Origin of the sequence: Butyrivibrio sp. ob235 (genome assembly GCF_900109475.1) — a bacterium.
GTDB lineage: Bacteria > Bacillota > Clostridia > Lachnospirales > Lachnospiraceae > Butyrivibrio.
Genome location: NZ_FOBE01000025.1, coordinates 1 through 19,459, shown reverse-complemented (window position 1 = coordinate 19,459; position 19,459 = coordinate 1). Strand labels below are relative to the sequence as shown.

20 protein-coding genes are annotated in these 19,459 nt (G+C 43.0%); 8 read left to right on the top strand and 12 right to left on the bottom strand.

Features of this window, described 5'->3' with window-relative positions:
• Window positions 1–46 precede the first annotated feature (46 nt).
• On the bottom strand, window positions 47–664 hold the full coding sequence (locus BMW61_RS15410) for a hypothetical protein (RefSeq protein ID WP_026497807.1): 618 nt from the start codon (window positions 662–664) through the stop codon (window positions 47–49).
• A gap of 275 nt (window positions 665–939) precedes the next feature.
• Here BMW61_RS15410 and BMW61_RS15405 point away from each other — a divergent pair, with 275 nt between their 5' ends.
• The gene (locus BMW61_RS15405; protein WP_091823702.1) at window positions 940–1,380 is read left to right on the top strand and encodes a hypothetical protein; all 441 of its coding nucleotides are present in this window, start codon (window positions 940–942) and stop codon (window positions 1,378–1,380) included.
• A 58-nt stretch (window positions 1,381–1,438) separates the two neighbouring features.
• Here BMW61_RS15405 and BMW61_RS15400 read toward each other — a convergent pair whose 3' ends face one another.
• Genes BMW61_RS15400 through BMW61_RS15360 form a run of 9 tightly spaced genes read right to left on the bottom strand, consistent with a single transcriptional unit; the run spans window position 1,439 to window position 8,260 of the window.
• On the bottom strand, window positions 1,439–2,938 hold the full coding sequence (locus BMW61_RS15400) for a diguanylate cyclase (RefSeq protein ID WP_091823699.1): 1,500 nt from the start codon (window positions 2,936–2,938) through the stop codon (window positions 1,439–1,441).
• 20 nt (window positions 2,939–2,958) lie between these two features.
• Window positions 2,959–3,378 (bottom strand): hypothetical protein, encoded by a 420-nt coding sequence (locus BMW61_RS15395; RefSeq protein WP_091823696.1) that lies wholly within the window; start codon window positions 3,376–3,378, stop codon window positions 2,959–2,961.
• Entirely contained in the window at window positions 3,368–3,955 is a 588-nt protein-coding gene (locus tag BMW61_RS15390) for a hypothetical protein (protein ID WP_022761628.1), read from the bottom strand. The genes BMW61_RS15395 and BMW61_RS15390 overlap by 11 nt, the downstream gene beginning before the upstream one ends.
• Entirely contained in the window at window positions 3,952–4,452 is a 501-nt protein-coding gene (locus tag BMW61_RS15385) for a DUF4860 domain-containing protein (protein ID WP_022761627.1), read from the bottom strand. Before BMW61_RS15385 ends, BMW61_RS15390 begins: the two co-directional genes overlap by 4 nt.
• On the bottom strand, window positions 4,449–4,802 hold the full coding sequence (locus tag BMW61_RS15380) for a hypothetical protein (RefSeq protein ID WP_022761626.1): 354 nt from the start codon (window positions 4,800–4,802) through the stop codon (window positions 4,449–4,451). The genes BMW61_RS15385 and BMW61_RS15380 overlap by 4 nt, the downstream gene beginning before the upstream one ends.
• Before the next feature lie 6 nt (window positions 4,803–4,808).
• Window positions 4,809–5,861 (bottom strand): type II secretion system F family protein, encoded by a 1,053-nt coding sequence (locus BMW61_RS15375; protein WP_022761625.1) that lies wholly within the window; start codon window positions 5,859–5,861, stop codon window positions 4,809–4,811.
• A gap of 14 nt (window positions 5,862–5,875) precedes the next feature.
• Window positions 5,876–6,997 carry a transglutaminase domain-containing protein gene (locus BMW61_RS15370; protein ID WP_242876764.1) on the bottom strand — a complete coding sequence of 374 codons (1,122 nt, stop codon included), beginning with the start codon at window positions 6,995–6,997 and terminating at the stop codon, window positions 5,876–5,878.
• Between the two features lie 41 nt (window positions 6,998–7,038).
• Window positions 7,039–7,527 carry an RNA polymerase sigma factor gene (locus BMW61_RS15365; RefSeq protein ID WP_139176364.1) on the bottom strand — a complete coding sequence of 163 codons (489 nt, stop codon included), beginning with the start codon at window positions 7,525–7,527 and terminating at the stop codon, window positions 7,039–7,041.
• A 10-nt stretch (window positions 7,528–7,537) separates the two neighbouring features.
• On the bottom strand, window positions 7,538–8,260 hold the full coding sequence (locus BMW61_RS15360) for a GGDEF domain-containing protein (RefSeq protein WP_170832667.1): 723 nt from the start codon (window positions 8,258–8,260) through the stop codon (window positions 7,538–7,540).
• A 176-nt stretch (window positions 8,261–8,436) separates the two neighbouring features.
• On the opposite strand from BMW61_RS15360, the gene BMW61_RS15355 reads away from it, so the two are divergent.
• Window positions 8,437–8,673 (top strand): hypothetical protein, encoded by a 237-nt coding sequence (locus tag BMW61_RS15355; protein WP_022761621.1) that lies wholly within the window; start codon window positions 8,437–8,439, stop codon window positions 8,671–8,673.
• Window positions 8,674–8,689: 16 nt separating this feature from the next.
• Complete coding sequence (locus BMW61_RS15350; protein WP_091823686.1) at window positions 8,690–10,723, top strand: methyl-accepting chemotaxis protein; 2,034 nt, start codon at window positions 8,690–8,692, stop codon at window positions 10,721–10,723.
• Between the two features lie 78 nt (window positions 10,724–10,801).
• On the opposite strand, the gene BMW61_RS15345 is transcribed toward BMW61_RS15350, so the two are convergent.
• Both BMW61_RS15345 and BMW61_RS15340 read right to left on the bottom strand, forming a co-directional pair.
• Window positions 10,802–11,632 carry a histidinol-phosphatase HisJ family protein gene (locus tag BMW61_RS15345; protein ID WP_022761619.1) on the bottom strand — a complete coding sequence of 277 codons (831 nt, stop codon included), beginning with the start codon at window positions 11,630–11,632 and terminating at the stop codon, window positions 10,802–10,804.
• A gap of 23 nt (window positions 11,633–11,655) precedes the next feature.
• Window positions 11,656–12,498: a cache domain-containing protein gene (locus tag BMW61_RS15340; protein ID WP_175475246.1), complete on the bottom strand. Its 843-nt coding sequence runs from the start codon at window positions 12,496–12,498 to the stop codon at window positions 11,656–11,658.
• A 281-nt stretch (window positions 12,499–12,779) separates the two neighbouring features.
• On the opposite strand from BMW61_RS15340, the gene gap reads away from it, so the two are divergent.
• The 5 genes from gap to BMW61_RS15315 all read left to right on the top strand — a co-directional run bounded on the left by gap (window position 12,780) and on the right by BMW61_RS15315 (window position 18,975).
• Window positions 12,780–13,805, top strand: coding sequence for a type I glyceraldehyde-3-phosphate dehydrogenase (gap, locus tag BMW61_RS15335; RefSeq protein WP_022761617.1), 1,026 nt, complete (start codon window positions 12,780–12,782; stop codon window positions 13,803–13,805).
• A 156-nt stretch (window positions 13,806–13,961) separates the two neighbouring features.
• A complete protein-coding gene (locus tag BMW61_RS15330) occupies window positions 13,962–15,197 on the top strand; it encodes a phosphoglycerate kinase (protein ID WP_091823679.1) in 1,236 nt (411 codons plus the stop codon).
• A gap of 18 nt (window positions 15,198–15,215) precedes the next feature.
• Window positions 15,216–15,962, top strand: a complete 747-nt coding sequence (gene tpiA / locus BMW61_RS15325; protein WP_022761615.1) for a triose-phosphate isomerase — start codon at window positions 15,216–15,218, stop codon at window positions 15,960–15,962.
• 72 nt (window positions 15,963–16,034) lie between these two features.
• Window positions 16,035–16,781: a triose-phosphate isomerase gene (gene tpiA, locus BMW61_RS15320; RefSeq protein WP_091823676.1), complete on the top strand. Its 747-nt coding sequence runs from the start codon at window positions 16,035–16,037 to the stop codon at window positions 16,779–16,781.
• A gap of 175 nt (window positions 16,782–16,956) precedes the next feature.
• Entirely contained in the window at window positions 16,957–18,975 is a 2,019-nt protein-coding gene (locus BMW61_RS15315; RefSeq protein WP_091823673.1) for a methyl-accepting chemotaxis protein, read from the top strand.
• Window positions 18,976–19,459 lie beyond the last annotated feature (484 nt).

The following is a 19,459-nucleotide window of genomic DNA, read 5'->3' as shown; positions in this document are numbered from 1 at the left end:
AGAAGAATAGCGTTACACTTACATGGAAGAATCGAACATACATCTGTCAGTCATTATATTCTACTTCAAAATCTTTAAAGAAAGCCTCTGTTCCGATTTCAGAAAAGAATCCTATAGATCCGTGTGCATCTTTACCGTGTTTCATAAAATGAACCACAAGTACAGGATCTTTTTCTTCATTCAAATAAAACTGAGCTTTTTCATCATGAATAATGGCTGTCAGCTGTACCCACTCATTTAATCCATTATGAATCGGCGCTTCATAATTAGTGATTCCAAATTCTCTAAAATAAGCAAAAGTATATCCCGGATAAGAAAAGTACTGACATCCATGTGCCTTACGCACAGGATCATTTGTCGTCCCATTAGTTGGCCTTATATAAAAAGATTCGAACTCGCTATTATCCTGATTTACCCTAAAAACGATTCCTATAAATCCTCTGGCGAAATCCGGAGCGTCGGGAAGAAGCCTGCTCAACATTTTTACCCTGATGATACCATTATGGAAATCTATATTTCTCAGTTTGACAAAGGTATTCTCATCGAACTGCATGATTTTTTCCTTTTTTATGACCCTGAAAACCTTCTCTCCATCTAGCTTTTCCTGAGTAACTGTTGTGTGTACCGGAATAAATTCTTCCAAATCTTCATATCTTGTCATCATTGATGTGTTGTCCTTTCATCTATTTCGAGTAAATGTCTATAATCCATCAAATCACGATTAACTAATACTAAAATTTTAACCATTTCAACAATAAAAATAAAGCCCACTAATGTGAGCTTTATTCTGTATACAAATTTAATCTGTGAATAGTACCGGATGGATTTTTTACTGTCTCATATATCGTACACAAAAAATGTTACAAATAATGGTGTAGAAGAAAAGGTTGTTGCTTACAGGCGGTAAATAAACTGCCTATATACCAAGGGAGGGCAAAAATGAGCATATATCCTTATGAGCAGACATATCCATCAATCACTTACGGACTTTTTTCCTTAAACATCCTTGTTAACAGGAAAAGACTAAGGGAATTGGATAACCATACAGTCATCATAGTTACGGATGAGATTATCGATGATTCCCTGATCAGAAAGTTTGCAGAGATCCTTCTCCTAAAAGGCTGTAAGAACATAGCATTTTGCGGAACAAATGCAGAAGAGTGGCACCAAATATTTGAAAAGGTCGACCTTGATGTAAACGGATTTAATGGCGCAGACGGATACGAGGATTTCGCTGTCATGTGGTGCTTTAACGATATTGAGAATCTTCCTGATGAACTGTATTCCTGCTGGAACGAAGTCCTTATCCTCTGCAGCAGCATGTCAGTTTTAAAGGAATGCCGTGCGATTATTGCTGAGAGCATAGACCCTGTATTTTGACGAAACTCCCCGGCGCCCATTAATACCCTTCGGCAGATTATACAGTCGCTCCGGCGCGTTATTCTTCCTTTGTTAGTTCGTCGATAGCAGTCTTGAAAGAGGCTGCCTTATCTGTTGTGAAGAAGACCTTGTCGGCACCGGCTTCTCGGGCCTCCATGAAGGAATCCTCGTCGGTGGCAACCGCAATGACGGGGATGTGCTTGAAACCGGCGCGATCCTTGATGTAATGGATGACCTGATCGCCGGAGATTTTTTCAATATCAAGATCCACGATGACAAGACGGATGTTATCGTGGTACTGGCTTAGGTAAGTGAGAGCTGTGTCGCCGCTGTGAGTCTCGATGATCGAAAACTTTTCGGAAGCTGCATTCAGGAATTTCTCCGACATCATGCTTTCTGCGGAGCTAGCAAGCAAAATAAGAGGTTTTCCGTAGGCTTCGCTCTTCGGAATAACCCAGGTACTAACACAGTTTTTGCCCATGAGCTTGGACTGGTAGAGGGCGTCGTCAGCCATGCGGAATACTTCACCAATGGAATGATCTCCGGTGTCGATGATCGCGCCTATACTTAAGGTAAAAGGACTACCGGTACCGAGATCCAAGTCAGTCAGCATCATTTGCATAGTTCTGCAGCGCATCTCAACAATATCAAGCCTTGCCAGACCCGGCATGAATACCATGAATTCATCTCCTCCGAATCTTCCGATATAATCCGTAGATCTGAAGTTTTTTCTTAGAAGCTCGCCAATATTTGCCAAAAGCCTGTCACCGGTATCGTGGCCGAAATTATCATTGACCTGTTTGAAATTATCCACGTCGATAATACACATACCGCACGGATCGCCGGACTTTCTTCGCTCAAAATAATTGTTGATTGCAGTTAATAGAGCACCTTTATTCAGAAGATAAGTAAGCTTATCGATTGTACTGATTTTGGTCAGCTCATCAAAGGCAAGACCCTCCTGGGATCTCACCTCCAGAATGATGTGCGCACTTAGCATAGATAACACATAAGATGCCAGAGCAAGATATACATCATGGTGAAAGATATCTGTGGTTTTGGTGAAAAATGAAGCAATGCAGAAGATGATAACAAGCGTCAACTCAAAAAGGCCATATTTATACATCCTTGTAATATACACCGTAGGGAATACCACAAGGTATAATGGAAACCACATGGCCTGATGATCAGCGGAAGATGTCATATCCCTCAATATAAACAGAATAAATAAAACAAAGTAGAAGGTTATGCAAAGAACTTCTGTTGTGACGGCAGACAATTTTTCCGCTTTTCTCGTATTAAGATTGATCAGGAAATAAATGGTAAGCAGCGGAACCAGCAGTACATGAGCAATGCTCAGTCTGAAGTCGGCAACGATGATCTTACCAAGGAAAATCATTGCAATATAACACATAGCAATATACATGCAAGACTTTCTAAGCATGTAACGATTGCTATTTTCTATGGTCTCAGTACATTTGCCAAAGTATTCGAGAATCTTTCTGTTCTCTCTTTTTGCACTGAACTCAATTTTGCTAGAGCCATAATTTTTATCCATGTAAATGCCCCTGAAAAATATCACTTCATTACAGGAAGAGTCTCATCATAAACAACTTCATCATTATGTGTAACAACACGCCACTCAAGAATCTCATAGGTGGGAGTATCCGGACCTTCCGAGTACATCGGTTTTATGTTTACATCAAGAGTCTGGAATTCACTAAGAGTAATACTTTTATTAAGCGAATTCACGTTGATATTCGGATCGCTCCAGTCGATTTTTCTAAAGGAAGGCTCATTCTCGGCAATAAATCCGCTGGCTTCGTGGCAGGCCTGATAGTAGGAAAGAGATCTGTCAAGCATTTTTTTGCTCAGAATATAATCTGCCCTTGAATTGACAAGAGTCAGCGATGCAAAGGATATGAGGCTCAGCACGAGGAAAATTAGCAAAATAGATGCTGCGCCTATATGGGTGCTGTAGATCGGCTTACGCTTCACTATTGTCTACCTCCGTGTTTCCAATGTAAAAATCGGTGTATCTGTCGGAAATGATATCAGGATCATCATCATCCGGAATCTGGTCGATTGTGGTCTGCTCATCCATCCTGAGGATGGTTATCTCGCCTTGGAGTGCATCGCCGTCCATTAGTGAGGTGTCGGCCTGCGTGTCTGCGTAAACTTCCTTTGCGGGAAGTTTTTTTATGGACAGAAGGAGCTCATATCCTGCGAAATTCAGAGCACCGTTTTCAGAAGGAAAATCTATAAGATTCCAGTTTTCATCAAAAAACATAATAAGCGCCCCGATCTCAGGGGTGTCATCGTAGGATTCAAGGACAACGCAGCAGCCAGCAAAATAGTCGGCGATGGTGTGCAGATTCCCGCGGCTTCCGTAAAAAACCTCAGAGATATTCTGCGTCCATAAAACTGAATTGTTCATCTCCACAGATTGCTCGGACAAAGTGTGAGCCTTGGCAAAGAGCTGGATGCAGATTGCCCCGGATATAGAGAAAAACAAAATTGATATGATGAGCTCCATCAGAAAGAGACTCGTTTTGCTGTGTTGTGTATGATTCATCCGTTAGCCCCTGTGCCGGATCTTTTCGATGTTATAAAAGTAAGATCCTTTCCGTCAGTCAAAGTGATGGTTATCTGTAGAAGACCTTCTCCTTTACTTGTTATTTCAAGGTTATTAATATCCATTATCCGCTGCCCCGATTCAGGTAGAAGTGTACCTGCATCGGCTCTTGAAAAGAGCTCCATGAGACTTCCTTCGTACTCATAGAGGTAGGTTACATAATCCACTGTACCTATTGTTGTATCTATTCTGAGAGCACCGGATTTATTGAAAATATCTGTGCTTATATTTCCTTCGGTATCATATTGCCGCAGCTTTTCTGTAATATACGCATAAGCTGTTCGTCTGTCATAGTTTTCCGCAAGAGTGGTGACACTTCTCTTATAAATGCTTGACCCAAGCGCAATAAGCATCAGCGCTCCCATTGCAAATAAAAACAGAAGAGCGATGACGAAGAGCATATCTACGGTATGTCTGCTTTCAAACTGTTTTTTCATGGACGAAGGCCTGCTCCTTTAACGCGCAAAATTGTGACATCCGGATAGATATTGGATGCGACGGGTCTGTAATCTATAAAAAATATGCTCTTGTCATAGACAAGGCCGTAATGTTCCTCAAGATATTCCAAACTCGGAGGATAGATTCCCTCGATGGAATAGCACTGAACGATATCTCTTTCCACTGCTGTATAAAGGCTTTCTTCCTGTTTCTTTTCTGTGCTCCTGCTTATCTGTGAAACTCCGATGTAAAAAATCACGATGATGAAAATGATGACAAGCGAAGGAACGATAAAGCCCATGATACTAAGTATGAAGTTTTGCCTTTTTTTGAGAGTGAGTTCTTCCATACATGTTTACCCGATCGATGACATGATTCCCATCAGCGGCAGTATTACCGACAGAAGGATAAGTCCTACTATCAGTGAAAGGATGATTACGAGAGTGGGCTCCAGGATAGAAATGAAATTGTACATTTTTCTCTGGGTCTCATCCGTATACTTTCTGGCTATTTGCTGCATTACGGTATCCATTGAACCGGACTGGAAGCCGATGGCAACCATCCTTGAGTAAAACTTGTTGAAGATACCGGCTTCCTTAACAGCCTCGGGGAAGCTGTCACCCGCTGCGATGAGTGAGCGGCAGGTCTCGATTTTTACGACCATATCCTTGTATTCAACCAGCTTACTTACAAGGCGTAGCCCTTCATAGGTGTCCATTCCACTTGACAGAGTAAGTACCATTCCATTTGCAAATCTGGCGGTTGCAATCTCTCCGTAAATCTTTCTTATCGGAGGAATGTGCATGCCGATAGTTCTGAAAATATCATGCCCCTTTTTAGTTTTAACAAAGAAGATACAGCCGGCCGCAAAAATAACCATGATAGCTATAAACACGATGGAGTAGCGGTTTAGCGCGCTTCCTACAGCCAAGAGCGACCTCGAAAAGCTGTTCATGCTGGTTCCGAGCTGAGCGAATACCTGACCGAAAATGGGAAGCACCTGTGTGATCAGAACAATGATTACAACGATCATCATTCCTATCATTATGAGAGGATAGGAGATGGCGCTGCTTATATTTGTGCGTATGGTATCTTCCTGCTCGTAGTAATCGGCAAGGGAATCCATTACCAGATCCAGATTACCGGACTCTTCACCGATGGTTACCATGTGTATCACATAGCTTGGAAAAGCTCCGGTCATCTGCAGGGCAACGTGAAATCTTTCACCGGAACTCAGAATTTGTGAGATGGTCTTAAGGGTGGAATCATCCCCTTCAAATTTGAAATCCTGAAGCATGATTTCTATTCCTTCAAGCGGGGCAATACCTGCTTTTATCAGCATTGCCATCTGCCTGCAGAAAACGGATATCTCATAGTCCGATAGTTTTTTTTCAGCCTTTGAATTCATAGTGTTTTCCTCAGTTAATAAATGTATTTAGTCTGGTAGTTTTCACCGTCACCGATAAAGGATGCCAGTTTTGTGGTTTCTGTTGTGGAAGCAAAAGTCGGATCCATAAGTGACCATTTTTTGCCGTCGAATTGAATCATTCCGTTTACCCAGCCCACATCTTTTATATAAGTACTTATCCATGCATGGTATGCGGTTCCCGCGTAGCCGACCTCCATTCTGGTGGGTATCCTCTGGGACCTAAGCATTGATGTCATCAGCACGGCATAGTCAAGACAGATGCCTTTTCCGGTGGTCAGAACTTCATCTATGTCCGGAAGGTAACCGCTCTGTACGGTTTCAGCCTCCTCGTAGTCATAGGACATGCTGCTGATCAGGGCGTTATATATTGCGGAAACTACATCCAGGTCATCGTTTGCCGTGTAGGATAAATACTCGCTGTAGGCTATCGCCTGATTGCCCTCATTAAAGTTCACATATTGATTCGGATACAAAAACGGCAGGAATTCGTCATTAAGGGTGACCTCTATGTTTTGAGTAAATGCCGTTACATACTGTGTTCCGACCAGGTTTTCATAAACTGCGATGAGATATTTTCCATCCCCTGCCTGAAGAGGAAAAACCTCATCCTTTCCGCCGTCTGTTGTGAGGTTATAGGTGTATACAACTTCATCGGGACCGGTTATTCTGAGCTTTACCTTTGGCGATTCGCCGGTATAGCGTATTATCACATAGCCCTCAGATGCGTTTGTTGCATCAACCTTTGCGACATCGTTTTTGTATACGACTTTGCCGTCTGCCTTGGGTTTTAGACACACAGGGGTATTGTCCCTTGTTCCCTTAACAAGTGTCGAGACATCATAGGTCTCACGGTTAGCCATGGCTTTTGCGGCAAGCAGTCTGTCCGCGTCAATGACAATGCCGTGCGGCAGAACAAGCAGCAAAATCGGAGACAGGGTGATAATGACAAGCATAGCGAGGCTCACATAAATATTCACGGAAAGAAAATCCGGAGCGCTTTTTATAAAGCCTCTTGATGCTTTGATCTTTTCCTGATTTTCTCCCGCAAAAGCACCGGCCTTCCCGGATAACTCCAATACCTCAAGGAAAGTGGAAGAAATCTCGTCATCGCTCATATGAAATTTATTCTTCCTGTCTTTTACATATTCCATAGTCATCACGCGCGTCTTAGTTTTCTTAGCTCTAAAATGTGTTCTCTTGAGTTTGTGAGGCTCTTTTCCACATGGCGCTTTGTAATATGAAGAGCGTTTGCAATATCCTTATCTGATAGTCCTACAAAATCATGCAGGAAGAAAATCTCTCTCTCAAAAAATGATAAAGATTCAATCTCTTCCGGATGGAGCAGTGAGTACAGATCGGTGCGGCCTTCTGCCATGACCCGGTCATAACATACATCGAAAGCGATGCGGCGAAGCCACGCATCAAAAAGGGAAGGATCCTTAAGCTTAAGTATGTTCTTTATAACAATGGAGTATATTTCGCGCACAGCCTCAAGACTCCTGTCGTTTTCACCAAGGATGTGCCGGCAATAGTTGTAGGTATCATCCACGGTGAGACAGTAGATCTCTGTGAAAGCCTCTGTGTCGTCGTTCCACATATCAAGGACGAGCTGTTGTATTCTTGAAGAACGCTTCCCTAACATCATCTGTTGCACCTTAAGTAAGAACATTCGGGTTTTCGGTAAAATTCCTGTAAGCACAGGTTATTAAAGTATAAAAATGGTCTGCATTTACACTGTCCCCAAGGACGCTTGAATATGAAAGCGTTATGGGATTCTCCGGAGAAAGAGCATTCCTGTTGTGAATTCTTCTTCCGAGATCACCCAGGAAAAGATCGACGGCGGTTCTGTCACAGTTCTCGATTACGACCAAAAATTCATTACCGCTGTTTCTTCCAATAAGACCGTACTGAGTTCCAACCGATTCAAGAATTGAACAAAAATCGGAAATGATTTTGTCACCGCTTCCACGTCCGCTTTTTTCATTTATCTCTTTTAAGTTATCCAGCACCATAAGGACACACCCGAGGTGCAGGAGCTTTTCGGGAGAGTCGTATTTCTGAGATATGCGGTCAATGCTGTATCTGTTGGGAAGACCCGTGAGTTTATCGAGAAAAGACAGATCACGCAGATCCCGAAGCATATTCCGGTTTTTCTTCATAAGAATAAAATCCAGGAAAACGCAAAGAAATCCTGTCAGAAGACAGAGCCATATAACTATAAAAGATACGAGATAAGCCTTGTCCTCAAAGATGGAACTGCGAAGATTCTGATTAGTTATAAGGATGAAAAAGTATATTGCTGCAAGCAAAATGAAAACTGCCATAAATGCAGCTTTGGTGATGCATATTTTCTTTACAAGGTCAGGTTTTTTGGACATCCCCAATCTCCCTCCGTGGGCATAAAATGGCATATTTTCTTACTTAAATATTATAAGGTATAGGTTATTCAAAAAAAATGTTCTAACCATAAACTAAGGATAAAGTTAGCCTAAAATATTCGGAAAATCACACATTAGCAAAATGGAATTTAGTATAATGAACGCGAGGTGGGATTATGATTATTTTGTTTGTCTTTATTTTGATGTTTATCATTATTTTGACTCTGGCAATCTATCTTTACATAGATGAGTGCATGCAGCTGCGAAAGCGGCTTTTGCGTCTCGGAGTAAAGAAGGATGAGATCATGTCATTTCCAAAAGGTCTTTGGATTTTCAGGCTTAAAGAGCTTTTATATGAAAAGGAAACCGAGCTGGCAGAAGAGTGTTTTCTGACAGTTGATAAGGATATTTAAAGCGGAGGTAAGTAAGATGGCAAAGGAAAAGAAGGAACAAGGTGTAGAAAAGAAGGGCTTTTCATTTAAAAGCGTAAAGCCTAAGCTTATCAGTGTTATGCTGCTTCTTTGCATAATTCCGATACTGGTATCAGTTGTTGTAAGCTATCGCAGTTCGATGACTAAATCCTTAGAGGATGCTGAGTCAATTAATGTTAAGAAGGCTCAGGTTATAGAGAAAGCTTATATGGAACACATTGAGCAGATGGTCAGCGCTCTTCAGACAGCAGCTTCGAGTCCTTATATGGTCAGCTATATGCAAACACCTGAAGATCAGCGTGATAACGAGGCTATGCAGGCCTGGCTCCAGGATATGGAGAGTAAGCTTGATGGAGATAACTCGATTGTAGTTACTGCTCCCGACGGAAATCAGGTTGTAAGGTCATCGGGAGAATTAACGAATATCGCTGACAGAGATTACTTTCAGAATGCGCTTAAGGGCAATACCTTTGTTTCAGGAGTATATGCCTCCAAGACTACAGGAAAGGCTACAATTTTCATTATTACCCCTATTTTTGATCAGGGGCAGCAGGTTATTGGAACCATAATGAGAAGTTATAGCCTTGATAATCTGAATTCTTTTCTTGCGGAAAATGTTGATTCATCAAAGGGTGAAGAGGCTTTTATACTATCTTCGGCGGGCGAGCTTATCGGACATTGCGCGATGGAGATTGATGCAAATAATCTTATTGATTTTAGTGAATTTGGTCTTTATAAACAATCTCAGTCTGCTGATAACGGAAGTACCATTGGAGCGAACAATGGAATAAAGTATGTTATGTCCTTCCAAAAGGAACCCAAGACCGGTTGGCTTATTGTAACTGCAGCGCAATACAATGTGATAATGGCACCTACATATAATTCATGCAATATTATCATCGGGCTTGGACTAGCTATGATTGTCATTGCGATATTCATCTCACTTAAGATGGCCAATTCCTTTACACTTCCGCTTAAAGAGGTTAATGATTCCGTTAGTAAGCTTGCAGAAGGCGAGTTTCATAGGATTACTAAGTTCACAAAAAGAGAGGATGAATTTGGTGAGATCATCAATAACACCAATGCAGTTATTGATAAACTGAATTCAATTGTTACAAGCATTAAGGATTCGACGATATCCGTGAACAGTTCGTCTGAGGAACTGGCGGATACTGCTAATCAGATTTCGCAGACAGCAGACGATGTATCCAATGCGGTTCAGGAAATTGCATCAGGTGCAACGCAGCAGGCTGACGAGATTCAGAGCGTAACAGAGAATGTCGGCAGTATCGGCGAAGCAACCGGCAATGTTCAGACCAGCACGGATGATCTTGCAAATCTTGCAGGCAGAATGCAGGAAGTCAGCACAGAATCTGCGCAGAGTCTTGCAGACCTGCAGCATAGTTCCGAGAGTATGAGCGAGAGTATCGTACAGATCACGGAGAAGATTGGTGCAACCAGTAAGGCAGTTGAGAATATCAACGAGAAGGTTATGGGAATTGCATCCATTGCATCCCAGACAAACCTATTGTCACTTAATGCTTCCATCGAGGCAGCAAGAGCAGGCGAAGCAGGAAAAGGCTTTGCGGTTGTTGCTGAGGAAATCGGAAAGCTTGCTGATGATTCCAGAACTATGGCAGATGATATCAGAAGAGAGATGGATGTTCTTCTGTCAGAGTCTCAGTCAGCGGTTGCTATGGCATCAGAGGTTCAGAGACAAAACGACGAGCAGCAGGCAGTGCTCGGCAGTACAGTTCAGAGCGTAAATGCTATGATAGAAGATATTTCATCAACGGTTGTAAGTGTTAAGAGTATTGAAACTGACGCAGGAACCTGCGTGGATGCAAAGAATGTGGTTGCCGACGCTATGGCATCACTGTCCGCTATTTCGCAGGAGAACGCTGCATCCTCAGAGGAGACCGGTGCTTCCATGCAGGAGCTTTCAGCAACCGTTACAACGCTGGCATCCTCAGCAGACTCCCTCAAGGAAGTTGCCGAGAAGCTCAACGCCGAGATGGCTTTCTTTAAGTAAGCACCCAGCGAGGTTATTTCGAGCTGCTGGTGCGCACTTAGTTCTGGCGAGCAAAGCGAGAGCAGAACTTCCTTATGATCAAAGCTTAATAAACGTGCCCTTACGTTTGGCGAACAGTGTGTAATACCTGAAGCCGCAGGCTTTGGCGATTTCTACAGCGGTTTCGAAGCCAAGACCGACATTCTCGGGCTTGTGCGCATCGGAACCAAAGGTTATGATCTCGCCGCCCAGCTCTTTGTAGCGGGCGAGGACTTCGCGTGAGGGATTGGGATCTCCCAAAGTGGGCTCTGTATAAAGGGACTTGGTGTTTACATCAAGTCCTTTTCCTTTTGCAATAAGAGTCTTCAGGATCTCATCGATGACATCTGAATAATCCTTGTAGGTGTAGTTCTTATTCAGATTAGGAGCGTAGCGTACAAGGTAGTCCAGATGGCCGAGGACATCAAAATCGTCGAATAAGTTTATGTTCTCGAGAGTTGATTCGAAAAACTCGGTAAAGGCTTCCTTTTCAGTGCGTCCCTCATAGAAAGAAGCAAAGTAGGGATCTTTTCCGTGGCATACGTGATTGGAACCTATGATAAAGTCGAAGGGATATTTCTTTGCATATTCGAGATTTGCGTCCACAACCTGCGGCTGCATTCCAAGCTCGATTCCAAAATAAATATCAATGGTATCGGCATAATTATCTTTAATAGAAGAGTACTCTTTATAATAGGCATCCGTATCGACTACGAACTGATCCGTTATTCCGTCCGGAACATCGGGATAGTCCATGTCCATGTGCTCTGTGATACAAATTGCGGGTAGCTGCTTTTTGATAGCCTGCTCTATGACAGCTTCCATGGGAGAGTCGCAATCTCCCGAGTGGTGTGTGTGCATATGAAAATCTGCCGGTAATTGTTTTGACATGTTTTTTCTCCGTTATGAATTCATTATTTTTCTTCTTCTTTTACCACGCAAATGGTCCAGTCCGAAGCTTCGTTTCTTAAATGATAGAGATTATACCAGGTGCCCTGTCCGTTATTGGCTCTGTAAAGACCTTCCCCTGTTTCCTGAGTCATGAAGAGCTCGTGGCTCAAATCTTCGACTGAGTCACCGTTTGCTGCAAATTGGGAATGAGCCGCAAGCATTCCCGAGCTGTCCACAAGAAATGCGTGATCATTCTGGCCTGCCAGGATCTTATGAAAATTGAAAAGATCATAGTTTCTCTGAACGATACCCAGGATATCACCGCTTTCGGATTTGACCGGGACGGCAAAGGTTACTAATAGAGCACCTGTTGATTTTGAAACAATGACATCGGATATGGCATTTTCTCCGCTTATGGATTTTGCGAAATAATCTCTTTCAGAGACATCCTTAAGGTCGCCTTCTGTACTAAGGAGCTGCATGCCGTCAGCGCCGGTAAGAATGATTTTTGAATCCTCGGAAAGAGAAGATTCAACACTCTGCAGATAAGATAATTCACTGTCTGCAAGTTCTGCATTGGCAGTATCTTCCATATAAGAAATTGTGGAAGGTGATAATGCAACAGCCTCAAGGGATCCCAGATTCTCGTCTATAACCCTTTGCCACTCGCCTTCAATATTATGTGCTTCCCATTTCATGGAATCGTGAGTACTGCTGAGTACCTTGTCCGAGGTTTTCATGTGATTAACCGAAAGAAATGCGATAAGCGGAATCAGGAATGCCAGAAGTAAACCAACTATTATTACTACAATAATAATTGTTTTCATACTAATTCCTGAAAAATTGTTGTTTTCTGTGTCTCCCATAATGATCTCCTTGTAAATCATAAATCTTTTTATTCAAAAACATCCTATATTCTAGAGTATAGAAAGAATTTTATCAATTAAGAGTTCAGATAAAACGATTATGCGTACATTTTTGATTCTATATAAGGAAATTTTTGATAATTCTGTGTTTTTGCCCAAAGATTACTTGAAAAATTGAGAGAAGTTAGATAAAATAAATTTGCTGTCAAATTTTTGACAATCACGTTGTAAAGAATTAGTAGCAGCAAATAAATTTTAATATCATTTTAGGAGGACTTAAAATGGCAGTAAAGGTAGCAATCAATGGTTTTGGCCGTATCGGTCGTCTTGCATTCAGACAGATGTTTGAGCACGAGGGAACAGAGATCGTAGCAATCAACGATCTTACAGCACCCAAGATGCTTGCACACCTTCTTAAGTATGACTCTTCACAGGGTAAGTACAAGTATGCTGATAAGGTATCTTTCGATGACGATTCCATCACAGTAAACGGAAAGAAGATCACAATTTACAAGGAAGCTGACGCTAATAACCTTCCTTGGGGTAAGATCGGTGTAGACGTTGTTCTTGAGTGTACAGGTTTCTACACATCTAAGGACAAGGCTCAGGCACACATCAACGCTGGTGCAAAGAAGGTTGTTATTTCTGCTCCTGCAGGAAATGATCTTCCTACAATCGTATATAACGTTAACCACGAGACACTTACAGCAGATGACAACATCATCTCTGCAGCTTCTTGTACAACAAACTGCCTTGCACCTATGGCTAAGGCTCTTAACGACTATGCACCTATCCAGTCCGGTATCATGGCTACAATCCATGCTTACACAGGTGATCAGATGATCCTTGACGGACCTCAGAGAAAGGGTGACCTTAGAAGAGCTCGTGCAGGCGCTGTTAACATCGTTCCTAACAGCACAGGTGCTGCAAAGGCTATCGGCCTTGTTATTCCTGAACTCAACGGCAAGCTCATCGGCGCTGCTCAGAGAGTACCGGTTCCGACAGGTTCCACAACACTTCTTTTCGCTGTAGTTAAGAGCAGCACAGAAGTTACTAAGGAGAGCATCAACGAGGCTATGAAGAAGGCTTCTGATCCTGAGACATTCGGTTACAACGAGGATGAGATCGTATCTTCTGATATCGTTGGAATGACATATGGTTCACTCTTCGATGCAACTCAGACAATGGTTACAAAGATTGGTGACGACCTCTATGAAGTTCAGGTTGTTTCATGGTATGACAACGAGAACTCTTACACATCTCAGATGGTTCGTACAATCAAGTACTTCGAGAAGTTCGTTAAGTAAGAACCCCGCGAGGTATTCCTCGAGCGGCTGGTTCGCACTTAGTTCGATCGAGCGTTAGCGAGAGTCGAACTTCCTTATGAAATCGTATTGATTTAGAAGAGGGTCCGGTCCGTATGGACCTGGCCCTCTTATTTTTTATCCAGGAGGAAAACAAAAATGGCACTTAATAAGAAATCTGTTGATGATTTCAGCGCAAAGGGCAGAAGAGTACTTGTTCGTTGTGACTTCAACGTACCGCTCAAGAATGGTGAGATCACAGACGAGACACGTATCAATGCTGCACTTCCTACAATCAAGAAGCTTATCGCAGATGGCGGCAAGGTAATCCTTTGCTCACATCTTGGTAAGGTTAAGAACGGCCCCAACGAGGGTGAGTCTCTTGCTCCTGTAGCTAAGAGCCTTTCAGCTAAGCTCGGCAAGGACGTTAAGTTCATCGCTGACTACAACGTAACAGGTGCGGATGCAACTGCTGCTGTTGAGGCTATGGGTGAGGGTGATGTAGTTCTTCTTCAGAATACACGTTTCCGTGGAAAGGAAGAGACAAAGCCTTCAGATGCAGGTGAAGCTTTCGCAAAAGAGCTTGCAGATCTTTGTGATGATTATGTATGTGACGCTTTCGGTTCTGCTCACAGAGCACACGCTTCCGTAGCTGTTGTTACAAAGTATGTTCGTGAGAAGGGTGGCAACTGTGCAGTTGGCTACCTTATGCAGAAAGAGATCGATTTCCTCGGCAATGCCGTTGAGAATCCGGTTCGTCCTTTCGTAGCAATCCTTGGCGGCGCTAAGGTTGCTGATAAGCTTAACGTTATCAATAACCTCCTTGAGAAGTGCGATACACTTATCATCGGTGGTGGTATGGCTTACACATTCCTTAAGGCTAAGGGCTATGAAGTAGGTCTTTCACTCGTAGATAACGAGAAGATTGATTATTGTAAGGAAATGATGGAGAAGGCTGAGAAGAACGGCAAGAAGCTTCTTCTTCCTGTTGATACAGTTGTATCAGGCGGATTCCCGGATCCTATCGACAATCCTAATATCGAGACAGCAATCGTTGAGTCCAACGCAATTCCTTCTGACAAGGAAGGTCTTGATATCGGTGTGAAGACAAGAGAGCTTTTCGCAGATGCTGTAAAGAGTGCAAAGACTGTTGTTTGGAACGGACCTATGGGTGTATTCGAGAACCCTGTACTTGCTGAAGGTACAAAGGCTGTTGCTAAGGCTCTTGCAGAGACAGATGCTACAACAATCATCGGTGGTGGTGATAGTGCAGCAGCTGTTAACCAGCTTGGTTTTGCTGACAAGATGAGCCACATCTCAACAGGTGGCGGTGCTTCACTTGAGTTCCTTGAGGGTAAGGAGCTTCCCGGTGTTGTTGCTGCAGATAATAAGTAAAGAAGGAGACTTTTTAAAATGGCACGTAGAAGAATCATTGCCGGCAACTGGAAGATGAACATGACACCTTCTGAAGCTGTAAAGCTTGTTGCTGAGCTTAAAGATTTAGTTAAAAATGATGATGTAGACGTAGTTTACTGCGTTCCTGCAATTGATATCGTTCCTGTAGTAGAGGCTGTTAAGGGCACAAACGTTAATGTTGGTGCTGAGAACTTCTACATCGAGGATAAGGGTGCTTTCACAGGTGAGATTTCCGCACCTATGCTCGTAGATGCAGGCGTTAAGTATGTTATCATGGGACATTCCGAGAGAAGAGACATCTTCGGCGAGAATGATATTCTTATCAATGCTAAGGTTAAGAAGGCATTTGCTGCAGGTCTTACACCTATCCTTTGCTGCGGTGAGTCACTTGCACTTCGTAAGGCCGGTACTTACAAGGAGTGGATCGAGAGACAGATCACATGGGATCTTAGCGGTGTAACAGCTGATCAGGTTAAGAAGCTTGTTATCGCTTACGAGCCTATCTGGGCTATCGGAACTGGCGAGACAGCAACTGCTGACCAGGCTGAAGAAGTTTGTGCATTTATCCGTGAGCTTGTTGCTAAGCTTTACGATCAGGCTACAGCTGATGAAGTTCGTATCCAGTACGGCGGATCAATGAATGCAGGCAACGCTGCTGAGCTTCTTTCAAAGCCCAACATCGATGGCGGTCTTATCGGTGGTGCTTCACTTAAGCCCGACTTTGGTAAGATTGTTAACGCATAATATATATTAAAAATAAGAGATGAGTTCAGTTGGCTTCATCAACTGAACTCATTTTTATATGGAGTATTTATAATGTCTAGAAAAAGAATAGTGGCCGGAAATTGGAAGATGAATATGACACCGGCGGAGACGACTGCTTTTATCGCAAAGCTGCGTCCGCTGGTTGACAATACAGAGGTTGACGTCGTTTTATGTGTGCCTGCTATTGATATTATCCCTGCAATGACAGCCACAAGGGGAACAAATATAGAAATAGGTGCACAGAATATGCACTTTGAGGAGAATGGCACTTATACAGGCGAAATAGCACCGGGAATGCTTACGGATGCTGGTGTGAAATACGTTATTCTCGGTCACTCGGAAAGGCGTGAATATAACCACGAGACAGATGAGGAACTTAATAAAAAGGTGAAGAAGGCTTTTGAACACGGCCTTACACCTATCCTGTGCTGCGGCGAAACACTGGAGCAGAGGAATAAAGGCATCACACTCGATTTCATCAGAATGCAGATAAAGTCTGATCTTGCAGGAGTTCCTGCTTCGGATGTGGAAGAGATGGTAATTGCATACGAACCTATCTGGGCTATCGGAACAGGTGAAACTGCCACATCGGCACAGGCAGAGGAGGTATGCAAGGCTATACGTGAGTGCATTGCTGAAATCTATAGTGAAGGCACAGCGGAGAGAGTTCGCATCCAGTACGGCGGCTCTGTAAATGCGGCTAATGCCAAAGAGCTGTTTTCGCAGCCTGACATTGACGGAGGTCTTGTGGGAGGTGCATCTCTTAAGCCTGATTTTGGAAAAATCGTTAACTGTTAAAAGAAACCTGGCACTATGAAAAGCATTCATGGTGGCAGGTTTTTTATATATAAACTTGGTATTAAAAAACGATTAAATGTTCACAAATTCACTTTTTAAGGCACGCTTAGGTTGTATAATTTTTGATGAGAAACTATTTCCTTTCAAATGATTTATTTCATCATGGAGGCGTGTTATGGCAAAGAATGAAAATGCTCACGGAAGTACTGAAAGAGTCAGCTTTAAGGATAGCATCAAGACAAAGCTGGTTTGCATAATGATACTGGCTGCTGCGATACCTCTTTTGATAGCTGTAATTGTAAGCTATAAGACATCTACGGATAAAGCTCTTGCTGATGCTCAGGATTCCCTGGAATGGGAGGCATGGTATCTGGAGCAGTCGTTTGTTACTGTGCTTGATACGAATATGAAAATGATAAGGAGTATAGCCGGAAGTCCTACCGTGGTTAATTTTGTTGCCAAGGAGGGAGATATTCCGCTGGATGCAATTATAAATACTCTTTCGGAGTGTGACACTATCCTGAATGATGGAGATACTACTGCAATTACAGATGCGACAGGAATGCAGATTGCTCGAACATCCGGAGATTGTATCGATGTTTCTGACAGAGAGTACTTCCAGAAGGCGATGGAAGGAACCGTATATGTTTCCAACGTTCAGATCAGTAAGAAGAACGGAAGACGTATGCTGACGTTTGCTGCGCCTATTATGTATGATGGTAAGGCTATAGGTATTGTTCACAGGAACTATGACCTTAATAATTTCCATGAACTTCTGGCAAATGAAGCAGAGGATGCCTTCCTTGTAGATAGAGAAGGCCTTGTAGCGGCACATTCACAGTATAAAATCGGTGAAGGCGAGCATGAAGAGGAGAGCAGAGCTCAATCAGAGTTTATGGTTTCGGGCAAGGACGAAGGCTTCTACTTTGTGGATACAGGCAAGGGCTATGATGCTTATGTCGCATATGTAAAAGAACCCCAATCACAGTTTAGAGTCTGCGCAGCAAGCAATGAGAAGAAGGTGCTTGCATCTGCAAGAAAATCAGCTACTATTACTATAATTGTAGGCCTGGTGCTGCTGGTAATCGTGATTATTGTATCTTTCGTAATGGCTAATAGCTTTACAAAACCGATTTTAGCAGTCGGGAAATCTCTTTCCGCGCTTGCTGACGGACGTTTTGAAAAGGTTGGAAAAGAAGCTAACAGAAAAGATGAGTTTGGACAGATATCCAGAAATACTAATTCTGTTATACATACCCTTGATGAAATAGTTTCACATATTAAGGCATCCGCTGCAAATGTCGGATCCTCTTCGGAAGAACTTTCCGACATGGCTAACCAGATTTCGCAGACGGCAGAGGATGTATCAAATGCGGTGCAGGAGATTGCATCCGGTGCTACGCAGCAGGCTGATGAGATTCAGAGTGCTTCAGAAAATGTAGGTCTTATCGGTGATGCTGTCGGAGATGTGCAGACATCAACAGGAAACCTCTCCGGACTTGCCGGAAAGATGAAGGAAGCATCCGAAGTTTCAAGCAGATCACTTACATCCCTTCAGGATTCTTCTGCTGAGATGACAGCCAAGATTGATGACATTGCAAGAACGATTCAGGCTACGCAGGAAGCTGTTGACAATATCAGTGAAAAGGTTGAAGGAATTACTTCCATCGCGACCCAGACAAACCTTCTTTCTCTTAATGCTTCTATTGAGGCAGCAAGGGCAGGCGAAGCAGGAAAAGGCTTTGCGGTTGTTGCTGAAGAAATCGGTAAGCTTGCAGATGATTCCAAGCAGATGGCTGATGACATCATGAAGGAGATGGGTACACTTCTTGAACAGAGTAAAGCAGCTGTTGCCGCTGCAGAGGATGTTAAGCAGGGTAACAATGAACAGCAGATTGCCATCGGAGAAACCCTTGATGCTGTTAACGGAATGCTTGAGGATATCGGAAGCACTGTTGGAGGTGTACAGCTTATTTCTCAAGGCGCAGATACCTGCGAATCCTCCAAGAATGCTGTGGTTGACACCATGAGTGCACTTTCCGCAATTTCAGAAGAAAATGCTGCATCTTCGGAGGAGACCGGAGCTTCCATGCAGGAGCTTTCAGCTACGGTAACAACACTTGCAGGTTCAGCCGACAGCCTGAAGGCTATTGCGGAACAGCTCAATGAAGAGATGAAATTCTTCAAGTCTTAATTGATAAATTTTTATGGAATAGGGAAATCCCGCCATCAATCACAGATATTTGATGGCGGGACTTTTTTGTGCAAAAAGGATGTAAAATTCAATTATTTCCGTGGTTATTTATATTGTTGATGCTACTGAATTATGATATATTCCCATCTTTGACACCTAAAAAGCCGCAATCCCAGTATACTTCTAGGATTCCGGCTTTATTTTTATCACGTGAAATGCGTAATGTTGCGTATATACTCTTTGAAATGGAAGCCTTGCCTACGGCAAGCCTCTGAATTAATGCGAAGGGCGTAAGGTTACGCCAGACCCAGGTTCATATCCGCTTGATTACCTTTTTATCATGAGCCATATATCTGTCAAGGCTGCAAAGCACCGCTCCGCGGCTACGGCCTTGACAGATATATGGCTCATGAGTACTGTTTGACAAGCGGATATGAACTAAGGGTGTCCTAGACAGGACCACCGTCTACAGTCCTTTAGTTCT